The sequence below is a fragment of the Brevibacillus sp. NRRL NRS-603 genome (assembly GCF_003013445.1).
Lineage (GTDB): Bacteria > Bacillota > Bacilli > Brevibacillales > Brevibacillaceae > Brevibacillus > Brevibacillus formosus.
Map to the genome: position 1 here is coordinate 145,101 of NZ_PXZN01000009.1, position 16,049 is coordinate 161,149.

The following is a 16,049-nucleotide window of genomic DNA, read 5'->3' on the forward strand; positions in this document are numbered from 1 at the left end:
AGAAGCCGGTAAAACTGCTCGCGCTTCCCGCCCTTTTGTGGATGGGTGCGCTTTTCGTCCTGCCTATGCTTATGATCGCCATGCTGTCTTTCCTAAAAAGAGGCACGTACGGGCAAGTTGTCTATGAGTTTACGCTGAACAATTACATCCGTATTTTCGATCCGCTGTATGGCCAAATTTTTGGAGATACGCTGGTCGTAGCGGTTTTAACAACGGTATTTTCGATCTTGTGCGGCTATCCGTTAGCGTATTACATTTCACGGCTGGAAAAATCGACTCAGCAAATATGGCTTTTGCTCGTGATGATTCCGTTTTGGATCAACTTTTTGGTCCGTTCCTATGCGTGGGTGATCATCCTGCGTTCGCAAGGCGTGATCAATACGTTCCTGCAATCGCTGGGCATTATTTCGGAGCCGCTGCCGCTTTTGTACAATTCGGGTTCTGTCCTGCTCGGGATGGTGTACACACTCATGCCGTTCATGGTACTGCCGATTTATGTGTCGCTGGAGCAGATGGATCGCCGCAAGCTGGAAGCAGCGTATGATCTGGGTGCAACGCCTTGGAAGGCTTTTTGGCACGTAACTCTGCCGATGACCAAGACAGGTGTCGTCACTGGATCGATCCTCGTATTTGTTTCCTCCATCGGGATGTTCGTCGTTCCGGATGTTATGGGAGGAGCGAAATCGGCTTTGATCGGAAACGTCATTCAAAATCAATTTTTGTCCGCGCGTGACTGGCCGTTCGGTTCTGCCTTGTCCATCGTGCTGATGCTATTGTCCATGCTGTTGATTCTTCTTTATTTCCGCGCTACCAAAGCGAGCGAGACAAAGGAGGGATCAGCATGAAAACATTGCGTCGAAACGCACTATCTGGATACTCGTGGCTGATGCTGGTCTTTTTGTATCTGCCAATCTTGATCCTTGTCCTTTATTCGTTCAATGATTCACGGATCAACGCTACGTGGACGGGCTTTACGTGGAAGTGGTACGTTTCTTTGTTTGAAAACAGGCAGGTCATGCAAGCGCTGATGAACAGTTTGACGATTGGGGTTATCAGCAGCGTCATTGCAACCGTATTGGGTACGGCTGCCGCTCTGGCGGTCAAGCACTATTCCCTGCGTTGGAGCAATATCTTCAACGGGCTGATGTACTTGCCGATCGTCATCCCGGAGATCATGATGGGGTTGGCTATGCTCGTGCTGTTTAGCCAGGTACAGATGGAGCTGGGGAAAGTGACCCTGATTCTGGCACATGTCACGTTTAGCATGCCGTATGTGATGGTCATTATCTCAGGACGTTTGGCTGATATGGGCAAAGAATTGGAAGAAGCGTCTCAAGATTTGGGAGCAACTCCATGGGAGACATTGCGCTATGTGACGCTACCTCTGATCATGCCAGGGATTATCGCTGGCTTCCTGATGGCGTTTACCCTGTCGCTGGACGATTTCATTATTTCGTTCTTCGTGGCTGGTCCGAATTCGACCACATTGCCACTCTACATTTACGGGTTGGTAAAACGAGGCGTTTCGCCAGAAGTGAATGCACTCTCGACACTTTTGATCGTGAGCACCGTGCTGTTGGTTGTGGTGGCAGAGATTTACCGCCGCAAAGATTCGAAAAATAATCAATCCATCTTTTAGATACATCATGGAGTTTTCATAAAGGCAATCCCATAACTGATTTGGAGGTTGAGAGGAAAAAATGAAACGTTTCAAGTCCTTGATGATCGGCGCTTTGACCGCCGTACTTGCGGTGACCGCTGTAGGCTGCTCATCGTCATCTGAGCAAGAGCAACAAGTATTGAATATTTATAGCTGGGCTGACAACTTCGACCCAAACGTCATCAAAGATTTTGAGCAAAAATTCAACGTTAAGGTTAACTATGATGTATACGGCAGCAACGAAGAAATGCTGGCAAAAATTCAAGCGGGTGCATCCGGCTACGACCTGATTCAACCTTCCGACTATATGGTAGGTACCATGATTCAGCTGGGTCTCCTGGAAGAGCTGAACAAAGCGAACATCCCGAACATGGGCAATATCGTGTCTACGTTCAAGACACCTCCTTTTGACAAAGAAAACAAGTATTCACTCGTATATACATGGGGAATTACCGGGATCGCTTACAACAAGAAATATGTAAAAGAAACCCCGACAAGCTGGAATGATCTGTGGAATGAAGCTTACAAGGGCCGTGTGATCATGCTGAACGACCCGCGTGAGGTTATGGGAATGGCATTGATCAAGAACGGCTTCTCCAATAGCACGACGAACACAGAGGAACTGGAAAAGTCCTTTGCTGATTTGAAAAAGGTAGTGCCGAATGTTGTTGCTTTTGATACAGATAACATCAAGCAAAAGATGATTGCGGAAGAAGCATGGATCGGAACGGTATGGTCCGGTGACGCTGCTTTCATTCACGCACAGAATCCAGATGTGGAGTACGTCATTCCGAAAGAAGGCGCAACGATCTGGGCAGACACGATGGCAATTCCAAAAGGCGCTAAGAACAAGGAAATGGCTGAGAAGTTCATCAACTACCTGATGGACCCAGAGGTCAGTGTGAAAAACTACGAGTCTATCGGCTACAGCAACCCGAACGAAAAAGCATACCCACTGCACAGTGAAGAATATCGTTCCAACAAGATGGTCTTCCTGGATACAGCAGACATTGCCCGTGCGGAGTGGCTGGTCGACGTAGGAGAAACCTTGCAGCAATACGACCGCTACTGGACTGAGATGAAGAGCGGCAGATAAATAGTGGTGAACGAACCGAGATGGAGTATTTCCGTCTCGGTTTTTTTGTTTCTCCATATGGATGGAAATCTACTCTTCGGCTGGGAAGGGGAATAGAGCTAGAGATTTGGAAAATAATAAAGGTACACCATTTATTGGGGTAATAGAAAATGACAACCAATATGATTGCTAATTCCATTAAAGAGACGCAAGAAATATTATGGCAACAAATGCGAAATTCGCGATTGTCGTTTCGCAGTCTATCCTGTGGAAACAATAGCTTGTTGTTAGCGTACCTCCCGTATCTCATTGATATGGTTACTCTCCAGCAAGCTTTGCTTCCCTTTTTAGATAGGTTGCCCGACGAAAAGATAACTCCCGATGTTCTTTTGGGGAGCCTCCCTGTTGCTCGCGTTCGCAAGACGATTGATTACAGACAAGTCAGCGATTTTCTCGTGAGGGGATGGATTTACCTTCAAATAGAAGGAGTAGACAGCGGACTTCTTCTTTTCGTGGCAAATATACCGAGTCGTTCTTTGGGAGAGGCTCAAGTCGAAGTACAAATATTCGGTCCCCAGGTTGCTTTTACCGAAGCACTTGAAACCAACTTAGGAATCCTTCAAAGCTATCTACCGACGGATATGCTCTCTAACGTCTCTATTACGATAGGGAGACGCAGCAAGACGAATGTGGAAGTATGTTACATGGAAGAGCTTGCTGATCCTGAAAATGTTCAGACCGTGGTTCAGCGTGTGAGAGAACTCGATGTAGATGGATTGATTGACAGTGGAAAACTGGTTCAACTGATTGATGATAATACCTTTTCTATTTTTCCGCAGTTGATCATGACAGAACGTCCTGATTATGTAAGTGAAGCTCTTTTGGAAGGAAAGGTTATTGTATTTGTGGAAGGCAGCCCTTTTGCTATCATGGGTCCCAGTACCTTCGTTGACTTTTTCAAGTCTAATGAGGATCTCTATATTCGCTGGCAAATGGCTTCCTTTATTCGATTGTTGCGGTTCCTTGCTCTTTTTGTCTCCTTGTTTTTTACGGCTATCTATGTGGCTGCACTGACGTTCCACTATGAAATGATTCCCTCTGCTTTGCTCGTGTCGTTGGTAAAGTCTCGCTCCAAGGTGCCATTTCCGCCATTGTTTGAAGCTTTGCTGCTGGAGATGATCATTGAATTCTTGCGGGAGGCTGGGGCAAGACTGCCTTTCAAAGTCGGGCAAACGATGGGGATCGTGGGTGGTATCGTTATTGGACAGGCCGCGGTAGCAGCGGGCTTTACCAGTAACATTCTGATCATGATTGTGGCACTAAGTGCATTAGCATCGTTTACCTTTCCTTCCTACATGATGAGTACGGCAGTACGCATCCTCCGTTTTCCAATCATCTTGCTGGCTGGAATTTGGGGAGGCTTCGGTATTATGCTTGGCGCATCTTTTCTATTGATTCACATCCTACGCCAGTCCAGTTTAGGACGTCCGTTTTTTCTCCCCTTTTTTCCATTTCGCTTACGGGATTTTAAAAACAGTCTAATCCGGGTTCCTTTTTATAATCTCGGCAAGCGTCCTGCTTTGACGCGTTCTCCTGACAACGCCCGTTTGCCTGATGAAGCCGGGAAGAAAAGACCAATTCAGTAGTTAGGTGTTGAATGGGAATGTCAACGATTAGTCGTCACAGCCATATGTTTATCAGCGTCTCCCTTGCCATGTTTATTGTGCATGGCAACCAGGTTGGAATTGGTATAGCGGGCGTTCAGCGCTTTATTTATGACCGAGTGCAGCAAGACGCTTGGATTGCGGTCATAATAGCAGGTTTGATGACGCATGTGGCAGCGTGGGTCATGCTGAAAATCTTGAGGAAATATAAAAACTTGGATTTGTATGACATCCACCAAATGGTGTTTGGAAAATGGCCAGCCAAAGTGCTTAATTTGATATTTATCATCTATATCATGGGTTCTGCATTAACGATCCTGCGGGGATATATCGAGATCATTCAGTCATGGATGTTTCCAGAGGTGCCATCCTGGTTATTGAATGCTTCCTTGCTTTGTCTGGCCATTTATGGAGTGACAGGTGGAATTCGAGTGTTGGCTGGGATTAGTTTTTTTTCGGTTGGACTGACGATTTGTCAGCTCTTGTTGATGATTTATCCCGCGCAATACGCCGATTTTAATTTACTGCAGCCTGTCTTTCATCACGACCTTGTAGAGCTGTTGGACGGTGCCAGGAAGATGTCTTTTAGCATTATTGGATTCGAGATTATTTTGTTCATCTACCCTTTTGTAAAGGAAAAGCAATTACTCTCTCGCTATGTACATGGTGGATTGTTGATGACCACTCTTTTGTATGTTGTCGTCATGCTGGTTACACTCCTGTATTTTCAAGGGGAACAGCTTAAGCATTTGATCTGGGCAACTCTGATGATGATGAAAATAGTAGAGTTTCCGTTTTTGGAGCGGTTTGAGTTTGTTTCCATCTCATTATGGATGCTGATCATGCTGGATAATTTGCTTTTGAACTTGTGGGTAGCCATGCGGGGGGTACACCATATTGGTGGATTTAAGGAAAGAAAAGCACTTATCGGGATTGTCATTGTCATGTTTTTCGCCAGCAACTTTTTGGAGACGCGCCAATCGATTAACTGGATCACGGATGTTTTTGGAGCGGTAGGCTTCTATATCATATTTGTTTATCCGTTGGTACTTTATATCGTTATTCTGCTGTTTCGGAAAGGAACGGTCCAGACATGAAAAGGACACGTCTGCTTGCTTATTATTTGCTAGTGGCCGCTTTGCTGCATGGCTGTGGGGAGGAACAGGTACTAGAAAAATTGGGACTAGCGGTTGCCGTGGGTTACGATCAAATCGGAGACGGAAGGTTGTTGGGAACCACGGTGTTTTATCAAATTGATCCGGAAGCGCGTCAACTCGTCACTGTGATTGCGGGAACAGCCAATACAAGCAAAGGACTCAAAATTACTCATAACAGGGAGTCTTCCAAAAAAATAGTAGGGGGGCAAATACGTGTCGCTGTCTATCAGGATGAGCTGGCACGCAAAGGAATATTGCCCTTTGTGGAAAACTTGAGCCGAGATGCTTCTATTGGCAGTAATGTCTATTTGACCGTGGCGAAAGGAAGGGCTTCTGACATTTTGACGCATCGCTACCCCGAAACGAGCAACATCGGAATTTACCTCTATCAAGCCATACGGCAGAACGTCAATGGTGAGAACATGATTTCTTCTAAACTCCATGAGTTTATGAAGGATTATTATGCGGTCGGGAAAGATCCCGTGATGCCTTATATCGAAAGAGTAAAAAACGAACTGCATATTGACAAAATTGCTCTGTTTCGTGATGAACGATTGGTGGGGGACATTTCCACAAGGGAGGGTTTTTTCCTTAAGATATTACGTGAGCGTTACAATAAGGGAGAATTGGAAATAAACTTGACTGTTGATAATCAGCGTTTTTTTACTGTAATTGAACATATCTCAAGCAAAAAGCAAATCAAACTGCTGGATTTGGATAAACCAAAGTTTTCGGTGAAAGTCAAAATGACAGCACAGATTCAGGAAATGGCTGAACAAATAGATTTATCAAAGCCGGAGGAGTTGCATAAGGTACAAAAAGCAATCCAGCTGGCAGTTAAAAAAGAGACGGAAGGTTTGCTGGAAAAGTTAGGAAAACATCAGGTAGATCCCGTAGGATTCGGGGAAATCTACAACATAGCCCGTCAAAAGAGTGGAAAAAAGAAATTGAATAGAGACGAATGCCGTGAAGCCATGAAAAGGGCGCAATTCGATGTTGATGTCCAGGTCAAGATTTTACGGACAGGCGTCATTGGGTAAATGGGCCATGACTGTGAAGAAATATCTGGACAAGAAAGAAACGGGGGTGAGATAGTGAGGTGTGAGGTGAGAAAAAATGGAAAACAGGCAAGCTGTACAAGCAGGCTTTCTCGAAGCAAATGGCGCACGCATTTACTATGAAGTAGCAGGGGAAGGCGAACCGCTCTTATTGATCCACGGCTTCAATCTGGATACAAGGCTATGGGATGCCCAGCTGCAAGCATTTGCACAGACGTATAAGGTCGTTCGCTTTGATATCCGCGGGTTCGGTAAAACACTGGCGACTAATGTTCCTTTTACCTTGTACGATGACGTGAAAGCAGTACTGCTAGGGCTTGGTATTGAAAAAGCGCATGTGGCTGGGCTTTCGTTTGGGGGAATGGTTGCGCAGGAGTTCGCCCTTGCTTATCCGCAGATGGTGAGCAGCTTGATTCTGGTCGCATCCGGCTTGTTTGGTCACCCAAGAAGTGAACAAAGACTGCACGATGTGGAACGATTCAATCAAGTATGCCAGCGTGGCACGACAGAGGAAGCGTTGGAAATGACGACACAAATGTGGTTTGACGGTCCTGGTCAGCCGGTAAATGAGCAAGCTCGCGAAGCACGAAACCGCTTTAAAGAAATCAACAGCCACGCCTTTTCGCTGCCGGAGTTTGGAGTCGGATTGGAAGCTTTATCCCCATCACCAATCGAGCGTTTGGAAGAAATCAAAGCCCCGACACTCGTCATTGCAGGAGCGCGGGATTATCCTGATTTTCTACAGATCGCCGATGTGTTAACTGAGCGGATACCAGGCGCACAAAAAGTCATCTTGCCTGACTCAGCTCATATCCCACCAATGGATCAACCAGAGGTGTTCAACAAACTCGTGTTGGAATTTCTCGCACAAAGCATTGTAAAATCATCCTAATACAGTTTGAAAAGGCATGGAACGGAGAGAATTACCGATCGTGCCTTTTTTTGTTTTCAACACTTTGCCACATCAGATAGCCCGATGGAGCCATATAGATTCTCGTACTATTTTGATAGGATTAAGGTCGAAATAAGGAAGCAGGTGATAGGGTGACATACAACATCAGACATTATGCGGTTATGTTTTTGCTCGCCTTCTTACTTGTACTGACAACGGGTATGGCAACTGCTTACGCCCATGCTGGCTTGATGAGCAGCTCGCCACAAGATGGTGAGGTACTGAAGGAGGATCCAGGACAAATATCTGCGCGGTTTACCGAAACGTTGGAGCCGGATCTTGTTAACGTGCGGTTATTTGACTGGAATGGCAAGGAAATAAAAGTGGAGCGGCCGACATTGCAACCGGGTGATGCCTCGCAGTTGAATGCGAAACTGCCGGGCGATTTGGCTGAGGGGACGTATTCGGTTATCGTATCTGTCGTTTCAGAGGACGGACATCCGATCGCAGAGAAGCTCACGTTTTCCATCGGACAAAAAAGTGCGGTCGTGGTTCCGCCAAATGAGCAAAAAGCCGATTCAAGCTACTTGATCATGTACCGTTATTTGGCGCAAGGAATTATTCTCGTCGGTGGCGGCTTGTATCTGGTAGCGTGGGCAGCACAGCGTCATGGCTTGCCTTCGCTTGCCCAGCTCATCGGGATTGGCAGACAAATCGGATGGAGTTTGGCGATCATCGGACTTATATTTTTGTGGTTCTTGTATGACGAATCGTTAACCGCGGTATCCCTTACGCAAGCACTGTGGCAGATGGACGGGAATTTGCTTAGTCAGTCTCCGTTTGCAATTATGCTGCTGGTGTCCTTTGTACTACTGTTATTGATCGCGATCCCCAATATGGTGTCCGGCTGGTATGTGGGAATCTGGGCTCTCGTGATCAGCGCACAAGCTTTTGGTGGTCATGCATGGGGCATTGCTCCTGTCTGGCTGTCCATTTTGCTGAGACTGCTGCATGTTTTGACGGTAGCCGTGTGGATGGGGGCACTTGTCTACTTGCTACTAACAGTCAAAGCGGCTGAACGAGGACAGGAATCGTTCAAGAGGTTCTTCTTGCAGACAGTTGCTGTGGCGGCAGTACTTGCTGTCGTGACGGGTGTTGTCATGCTCATCGTGCAGACGGATGTCATGAATATTATCCAGAGTTCAACATCATGGAGCTATCTGTTATACGGAAAAATAGCAAGTGTCTGCCTCATGCTTCTTCTGGCCTTTAGGCAAACAAGACGTTGGCGGACGAAAAATTCCTTGCAGCCCGCTTACTTGCGTTGGGAGATTGTATTCGGGATTATCGCTATTCTGGCTGGACTTTGGATGAGCCAGATCAACTACCCGACTGCTAAGACAAATAATCAAGCCGTGATTCAAACAGATCCAAACTAGGGAGGATTTAATAGGATGAAAATGAAAAAATGGATGAGCAGTGTACTGGTAGCAGGTGCAGTTTTGACGTTGGCGACAGCAGCACAAGCACATGTGAACGTATATCCGAAAGAGGCTACTACAGGCTCCTATGAAAAATACACCGTGCGTGTCCCAGTAGAAAAAGACGTCAACACGACAAAAGTGAAGCTGGAATTCCCGGCGGGCGTGAAGGTAAATTCCGTTCAACCGATTCCGGGCTGGACCTATGAGTTCGAGAAAGATAAAGATGGTGTGAACACAGCGCTTGTGTGGACAGCAACAGAAGGCGGAATTAAGGCGCATGAGTTCCAAGAGTTCACGTTTGTCGGGGCAAACCCGAAAGAAGAGGGCCAAGTGGCTTGGAAGGCTTATCAGACCTACGCAAATGGCGAGGTTGTGGAATGGACAGGGGACAAGGATTCCAAAACACCAGCGTCTGTCACTACTATTAAGGCTGGTGTAGGCGAAGCAGGACATGAGCATGGACAAGAACAAAAGCCGGCAACCGCTCCTGCCGGGGAAGCGGCGAGTGCAGGCAGCAATAATACCTTGCCATTGGTACTTTCTGGTTTGGCGTTGCTGATCTCCATCGTTGGCCTGTTTAGAAAAAAAGCGTAAGTGCTTCATAATCAAGCCGTGCAGTGTGTCCAATCATGCTGCACGGCTTTTTCCATTGTGTGACAATTAAAATCATTCTATAATAGCTGTAATTACTTTCGGAGGTGTATATCACATGTTAAAAACACTATTCAGAGCAAGCAAGTACACAGGAAAGAAAAATAGGAACGGCAGCATGACGCGTACGCATTTTGCACAGTAGAGGATTGTAGAGTAACGATCAGTATGTGAAAACGGGACGCGTCATCTGCCTAAAAAAAGGTGGATACTGCTTCCATGTTCATGAATGCGACAAAAGTATATACGATCAAAAGTTTTTTGACTTCCCTCGCCAATACGACCATGTTCACGACCTATGCACTTTACTATATTGTGACACTGGGTTTTAACCCGTTTGAATTGCTACTGATCGGGACGGTATTGGAGTTATCCGTGTTGGTGTTTGAAGGGATAACAGGAGTAGTTGCGGATACGTACAGTCGCCGTCGCTCCGTCATTATCGGGATGTTTTTGCTGGGAATCGGATTTGCGATGCAAGGGGTCGTTCCCGCGCTTGATGCTTGGGTACCGTTGATTTCTGTCTTCGGTTTGGTGCTGTTTTCGCAAGTCATCAGTGGCCTCGGGTATACGTTTATCAGTGGAGCGGATACTGCATGGATTGTGGATGAGGTTGGAGAAGAGAAGATCGGTACGATTTTCATGAAGGCCAAGCGCTATTCCTTGTTTGGGAATCTGCTCGGGATTGCACTTAGTGTGGCATTGGCAACACTCGCTCCCTATTTGCCTTTCCTCATAGGTGGCCTCATGTATCTGGGGCTTGGAGTCTTTCTGATTCTGTTCATGAAGGAGACCGGTTTTGTTCCTCGTGAGCGTGAGCAAGGTGCTTCCCACGTGAAGGAAATGATTCAGACGTGGACTTCGGGTGCCAAAGTGATTCGCAGTCAGCCGATACTCATGCTGATCTTGTTCGTGACGCTATTTACGGGTGCAGCTTCTGAAGGGTATGACCGTTTATGGGAAGCGCATTTGATCGCAGAAATTGGCTTTCCAGAGCTCACTGCTATTTCAATGCCAATGTGGTTCGGGATCATTGCAGCACTCGCAAGCTTACTTGGTCTCATCGTCGTAGGCGTTGTGGAAAAAAGGCTGGATGTGAACAATGAGCGGGTTGTCCTTGTGGGCATGTTCACATTGACGGGACTCAAAATTGCAGCGATGATTGCTTTCGCCTTTTCTCCGAGCTTTAGCTGGGCATTAGTTGCATTGCTGTTAATCGGTGTGATTCAGTCATTAAGCAGTCCGCTGTATGATACGTGGCTGAATCTGAACATTGAGAGCAGTGTGCGAGCGACGGTTTTGTCGATGATGGGCCAGTCCAATGCCTTGGGACAAACGGCAGGTGGTCCGGCTGTCGGATGGATTGGGACTCGTTTTTCGATTCGCGCTTCGCTGGTTGCGGCCGCCATCTTGTTGGCACCGATTCTGATTGTGTTTGGACGTGCGCTTAGAAGGCGCTGAGTTGTAACAAGCATAAGGCATGTGTCCATTTTTGGGGGCGCATGCCTTTTTTGACGGATGGGTAACTCGTTCATTACATGTCAACCAAAGAAAGAGATAGGTGTGGAGCATCATATGGAAGATATATTAACATTGATTAAGGTTTTTGCTGGCACAAGCTCACAAGGAGCAGTTTTAGAAGAGCTTCCTGCAGAGTACCTAAGCGATCAAATATTCAAATTATGTGCAACTCCAGAGCTAGCTCTAGGTATTGTGAAAGGAGATACTTAGAGATCTGGATTGATCGTTTGTGAACGTCAGTTCTTCAACACTACGCACTATCTCTGGGAGGGGGCTCGTAAATGTTTATAGGGCCTCTTCTTCTTTTTGAAAGCAGAACTTGCGAACAAGCGTTCTCTTTTGGTATGATGATCTCAACAGCAAGAAGACGCATTTTGTGGTGGTGACAGCTTGATGATTCAGGAGTTGAGAAGGTATGCAGTGCGGCAGCAAGCAGTGGAGATCATCTATTTGAAGAAGGATGGAGAGGCTAGCAGGCGTACGATCCGTGTGGTACATATTGATGTAAACAAAGGGAGCTTGAAAGCATACTGTTATATGAGGAAGGCGTATCGAGTATTTGTGTTGGAAAACATTTTGGCGATCGCACCTGGGTCAGGGCATTTTGCCGGATAAAAGGCATCATCCTCGACGCCCCCAGCCTATTCCAGCTATACTATGTTATACTAAATAGGTTAACAACCTTCAAAAAAGAGGAAGGGCGGGGACAAACAATGGAGTTCTTCATTGTCATCGTCATCATGTTTTTGATCGTAGTATTTGTCTTGGCGTCCAAAGCTGGAAAAGGTAGAAGCGGGCGCTCTTATTCCTCTTCAGACAGCGGGGGCGGAGCCTTCTATGTAGACAGCTCTCACAATCATCATCATCGAAATCACGATTCAAACGATCGTTGGGATAGCTATGACAGCGGCTACGATAGCGGAAGTGGTGGAGACAGTGGTGGTGGCGGAGATAGCGGAGGAGGCGGCGGCGGGGGAGATTGACGCTGTTGCATTTTGTTTCATTATGGTACAATAACTGGGAAATATGATTCCAAACCTGAATGGTAGGTTTGCTAAAGGAGAGATGTTTTATGGTAGCCATCAAATTTGTTCAGAGTGTCGTAGTCGGGGTCACAGGAATCCTCCTTTCAAGCGAACAGTAATACCGTTCACCAAATGAGGATTCGACTGTGACTGGTTCTGGCTGATAGCCATATATTTAACCAATTGCAGGGGGAATCCGCAGTGAATCAACTAACTAATCAACAAGTATTGCAATCTATGGGCTGGAATGAGTATTTTGCTAATCATTTTGCCCCTTATGCCGAGCAAGGCTACAGTGTGGGACGTATCACACTCGAACATAAACGTATTTATCGTCTGTGGAGTGAGCATGGTGAACTCTTGGGCGAAGTAACGGGTAAGCTTCGTTATGAAGCCATCGGACGAGAAGATTTTCCAGCTGTCGGGGACTGGGTAGTGATCAGTGCCCGCCCAGAGGAAAAGAAAGCCTCGATCCACGGACTTCTTCCACGAAAGAGCAAGTTCTCCCGCAAAGTAGCTGGGGATACAGTGGAAGAGCAGATTGTGGCTGCGAACGTCGATACGGTTTTCCTCGTGAATTCCTTAAATAATGATTTAAATCTTCGCAGGATGGAACGTTATCTTATTCTTGCGTGGGAAAGTGGAGCCAATCCGGTAATTGTGCTTTCCAAAGCAGATTTGTGTGACGATCTGGATGCATGCATGGCAGAGGTAGAATCAGTTGCGATCGGAGTACCTGTTCACGTAGTCAGTGCCGAGCAGGGAGAAGGACTGGATCAGCTCGCACCGTATCTGGGCGAGGGCCAGACGATTGCTTTGATGGGTTCCTCTGGTGTTGGCAAATCCACTTTGATCAATAAATTGAGCGGAGCGGAGATGCAAAAAGTCAGTGGCGTGCGTGAAGGTGATGACCGTGGCCGCCATACGACGACACATCGTGAATTGTTCCGATTGCCGAGTGGTGCTCTGATGATCGATACGCCAGGCATGAGGGAACTCCAGCTCTGGGAGGCAGATGAGGGCTTCCGCGGTGCCTTTGACGATATCGAGTCCATTGCGGAAACATGCCGCTTCAATGATTGTAAGCATATGCGCGAGCCTGGCTGTGCTGTTCAAGCTGCCATCCAAGCTGGATCATTGGAAAAGGCACGCTTTGACAGTTACCTGAAGCTCCAACGCGAATTGGCACATCTGGCACGCAAAGAAGACGCAAGGCTTGCTGCTGCTGAAAGGGATAAATGGAAGAAGATCAACGTTCAAATGCGGCAGAAAAAACCGAAGAGATAAGTAGTAGAGCCCTTGAGAAATCAGGGCTCTTTCTTTTATTCGGACAAGTAAGCGCTTCCTTTTGTTTTCAAAAATTAACGCTTGCTCACAACGCGGGACTTATGATAGATTTGGTCAATACTCGTTATTACACTTCGAAATAAATAAATAGATAGGTAGCTCGTATAATTTTGGGAATAAGGCCCAACCGTTTCTACCAGGTGACCGTAAATCACCTGACTACGAGTGAAAGTGCGTCTAGGGTTCCGTCTCTTTCTTTCCTATTCCAATCATAGGGTTGAAAGAAAGCTGGTCCGAGCGACGCAGGCACGAATGATGTGTCACACCTAAGGGAAAAAAGCCCAGAGGGACAGTTTCACTTGGCGTTGGTCTGTTACGTAGCCCGCTTGTGACACTGTCCGCTCTGGGCTTTTTATATTTCAGCAGGCCGCAAGCAAAAGTGGCCGGAACCATATCCGAGGAGGAAGAACTGATGAAAGAATTACAAGAGCGCATCGTACAGGACGGCAAGGTACTGTCGGCATCCGTTTTGAAGGTGGATGCGTTTTTGAACCACCAGGTAGATCCACAATTGACAATGAAGATCGGACAGCGCTTTGCCGAGCTGTTCGCTGGTGAAAACATTACAAAAGTCGTGACAATTGAGGCAAGTGGAATTCATTTTGCTATGGCGACTTCCTTTGCTTTAGGTGTTCCCTTTATTTATGCGAAAAAGAAAAAAGCTGTCACGTTGACAGAGGAAGTATACTCTGCTCCTGTTCATTCCTTTACCCGTCAGGAAACGTATCAAATCAGTGTTTCCCGTCAGTATTTGTCCAAAGAAGACCGCGTATTGATTGTCGATGACTTCTTGGCTACGGGAGCTGCTCTGGTGGGTCTTACGAATATTGTCAAAGATGCCGGTGCTCATCTCGTAGGGGTTGGCGCTGTTATTGAAAAAAGCTTCCAGGAAGGCCGAGGTCTCTTGGAGCAAGCTGGCGTACGAATTGAATCATTGGCACGTATTGAATCGATGTCACCAGAAGGCATTCACTTTATTGAAGAAGAGCCTGCACGCGTATAAAAAAATAATAGGAGGTAAGGGTTCACTCATGCTAGCCAAACATAAGATTGTTACTTTGGGCTTACAGCACATTCTTGCCATGTATGCAGGAGCCGTCGTCGTACCGTTGATTATCGGTGGTGCTTTGAATCTGACTCCTACGCAAATCGCTTATTTGATTGCTGCCGACCTTTTTACTTGCGGAATCGCTACGCTCTTGCAGGTCCTTGGCACGCGTTATACAGGGATTCGCCTTCCCGTTGTGCTTGGCTGTACGTTTACAGCAGTAGGACCGATTATCGCCATTGCTTCTACGAGTAACCTAGCGACCGCTTACGGTGCCATCATCATATCGGGTATATTTGTTGTTTTGGCCGCTCCACTGTTTGGCAAGCTGCTGCGCTTTTTCCCAACCGTGGTACAAGGTTCAGTCGTTACGATCATTGGACTGTCGCTCATTCCCGTTGCAATGAACAACGCGGCTGGCGGGCAAGGCATGCCGGACTTTGGACAACCGCACAATTTGCTTTTGGCTTTAGGAACGTTGGTGATCATTTTGCTTATTAATCGTTTCTTTACCGGATTTATTCGTGCGATTTCTGTATTGCTCGGATTGATTGTCGGTACGGCTGTCGCTTACATGATGGGTATGGTCAGCTTCGCGAGTGTTGCGGAAGCCTCTTGGTTTAGCGTGGTTGAACCGTTTTACTTCGGTACCCCACAGTTCAGTATTGTGGCTATTGTTACCATGATTCTCGTCAACATCATCAGCATGGCTGAGTCCACAGGTGTTTACTTTGCACTTGGTAAAGTGACTGATACAAAAGTAACGGATCAAGATGTAGTCAAAGGATTGCGCGGGGAAGGGGTCGCCATTGTACTGGGTGGCATTTTCAACGCATTCCCTTACACGGCTTTTTCGCAAAACGTCGGTCTGGTTTCCTTGACTGGCATTAAATCGCGTGACGTAATGATTGGTGCAGGTGGAATTCTGGTCGTTCTCGGATTACTGCCGAAGCTGGCTGCGCTGACAACGGTTATTCCTAATGCAGTATTGGGTGGAGCAATGATCGCCATGTTCGGGATGGTTGTTGCATCTGGTATCAATATTCTCTCGCAGGTTGACCTGAACAAAAACGAAAATCTGCTGATCGCTGCATGCAGTATCGCTGTTGGACTAGGCTCTGCTGCGGTTCCTGCGATGTTTGATCAACTGCCTACGTTGGCAAAAATGATGCTGCAAAATGGCATTGTGACAGGTTCTTTGACGGCAGTCATCTTGAATATCGTGCTTGTTCACACGAATAAAAAAGCATCTCAGACTGCTCCGGCAAATGTAACTGTTTCGGAAGCGTCTTAACATGATTAGATAATGAACCAACCACCATTTCCTGGTTTGATAGGGAGTGGTGGTTTTTTTTATTATGTGGCTGTGGTGGAGCGAAGAATATTTCCAGTCTAGGCTCCAGGCTCCGTCCTGCTGGGGGTTAAGGCTGCCCGCTCCGAAGGAATTCGCGGGGAAACGCAAAAGTG

General features: G+C 46.8%; 16 protein-coding genes and 1 riboswitch. All 16 genes read left to right on the forward strand.

The features are described 5' to 3' along the window. Positions 1-41 precede the first annotated feature (41 nt). Positions 42-845 (forward strand): ABC transporter permease, encoded by an 804-nt coding sequence (locus tag C7R94_RS05340; RefSeq protein WP_197240995.1) that lies wholly within the window; start codon positions 42-44, stop codon positions 843-845. After that, the gene (locus tag C7R94_RS05345) at positions 842-1,639 is read left to right on the forward strand and encodes an ABC transporter permease (protein ID WP_047071536.1); all 798 of its coding nucleotides are present in this window, start codon (positions 842-844) and stop codon (positions 1,637-1,639) included. Before C7R94_RS05340 ends, C7R94_RS05345 begins: the two co-directional genes overlap by 4 nt. A 61-nt stretch (positions 1,640-1,700) precedes the next feature. Beyond that, positions 1,701-2,756, forward strand: coding sequence for an ABC transporter substrate-binding protein (locus C7R94_RS05350; RefSeq protein WP_106778808.1), 1,056 nt, complete (start codon positions 1,701-1,703; stop codon positions 2,754-2,756). A 149-nt stretch (positions 2,757-2,905) separates the two neighbouring features. Continuing rightward, positions 2,906-4,381 carry a spore germination protein gene (locus tag C7R94_RS05355; protein WP_106778810.1) on the forward strand — a complete coding sequence of 492 codons (1,476 nt, stop codon included), beginning with the start codon at positions 2,906-2,908 and terminating at the stop codon, positions 4,379-4,381. A 17-nt stretch (positions 4,382-4,398) separates the two neighbouring features. Beyond that, on the forward strand, positions 4,399-5,496 hold the full coding sequence (locus tag C7R94_RS05360; protein ID WP_047071542.1) for a GerAB/ArcD/ProY family transporter: 1,098 nt from the start codon (positions 4,399-4,401) through the stop codon (positions 5,494-5,496). After that, entirely contained in the window at positions 5,493-6,596 is a 1,104-nt protein-coding gene (locus C7R94_RS05365; RefSeq protein WP_106778812.1) for a Ger(x)C family spore germination protein, read from the forward strand. Before C7R94_RS05360 ends, C7R94_RS05365 begins: the two co-directional genes overlap by 4 nt. A gap of 76 nt (positions 6,597-6,672) precedes the next feature. After that, positions 6,673-7,506 carry an alpha/beta fold hydrolase gene (locus tag C7R94_RS05370; RefSeq protein ID WP_106778814.1) on the forward strand — a complete coding sequence of 278 codons (834 nt, stop codon included), beginning with the start codon at positions 6,673-6,675 and terminating at the stop codon, positions 7,504-7,506. 152 nt (positions 7,507-7,658) lie between these two features. After that, entirely contained in the window at positions 7,659-8,945 is a 1,287-nt protein-coding gene (locus C7R94_RS05375) for a copper resistance CopC/CopD family protein (protein ID WP_106778816.1), read from the forward strand. A gap of 15 nt (positions 8,946-8,960) precedes the next feature. Next, complete coding sequence (locus C7R94_RS05380; RefSeq protein WP_047071547.1) at positions 8,961-9,584, forward strand: YcnI family copper-binding membrane protein; 624 nt, start codon at positions 8,961-8,963, stop codon at positions 9,582-9,584. Positions 9,585-9,860: 276 nt separating this feature from the next. Then, positions 9,861-11,102: an MFS transporter gene (locus tag C7R94_RS05385; protein ID WP_199197919.1), complete on the forward strand. Its 1,242-nt coding sequence runs from the start codon at positions 9,861-9,863 to the stop codon at positions 11,100-11,102. Positions 11,103-11,216: 114 nt separating this feature from the next. After that, the gene (locus C7R94_RS29970) at positions 11,217-11,372 is read left to right on the forward strand and encodes a hypothetical protein (RefSeq protein ID WP_158264652.1); all 156 of its coding nucleotides are present in this window, start codon (positions 11,217-11,219) and stop codon (positions 11,370-11,372) included. A gap of 183 nt (positions 11,373-11,555) precedes the next feature. Further along, positions 11,556-11,777 (forward strand): WYL domain-containing protein, encoded by a 222-nt coding sequence (locus C7R94_RS05395; RefSeq protein WP_106778823.1) that lies wholly within the window; start codon positions 11,556-11,558, stop codon positions 11,775-11,777. 98 nt (positions 11,778-11,875) lie between these two features. Next, positions 11,876-12,145, forward strand: a complete 270-nt coding sequence (locus C7R94_RS05400) for a hypothetical protein (RefSeq protein ID WP_106778826.1) — start codon at positions 11,876-11,878, stop codon at positions 12,143-12,145. 243 nt (positions 12,146-12,388) lie between these two features. Continuing rightward, positions 12,389-13,474 carry a ribosome small subunit-dependent GTPase A gene (gene rsgA, locus C7R94_RS05405; RefSeq protein WP_106778828.1) on the forward strand — a complete coding sequence of 362 codons (1,086 nt, stop codon included), beginning with the start codon at positions 12,389-12,391 and terminating at the stop codon, positions 13,472-13,474. 140 nt (positions 13,475-13,614) lie between these two features. Continuing rightward, a riboswitch (purine riboswitch) is annotated at positions 13,615-13,716 on the forward strand. 230 nt (positions 13,717-13,946) lie between these two features. Continuing rightward, positions 13,947-14,537 carry a xanthine phosphoribosyltransferase gene (locus tag C7R94_RS05410; RefSeq protein WP_015892653.1) on the forward strand — a complete coding sequence of 197 codons (591 nt, stop codon included), beginning with the start codon at positions 13,947-13,949 and terminating at the stop codon, positions 14,535-14,537. A gap of 28 nt (positions 14,538-14,565) precedes the next feature. Beyond that, positions 14,566-15,876, forward strand: a complete 1,311-nt coding sequence (locus tag C7R94_RS05415) for a nucleobase:cation symporter-2 family protein (protein ID WP_047071551.1) — start codon at positions 14,566-14,568, stop codon at positions 15,874-15,876. Positions 15,877-16,049: the final 173 nt, after the last annotated feature.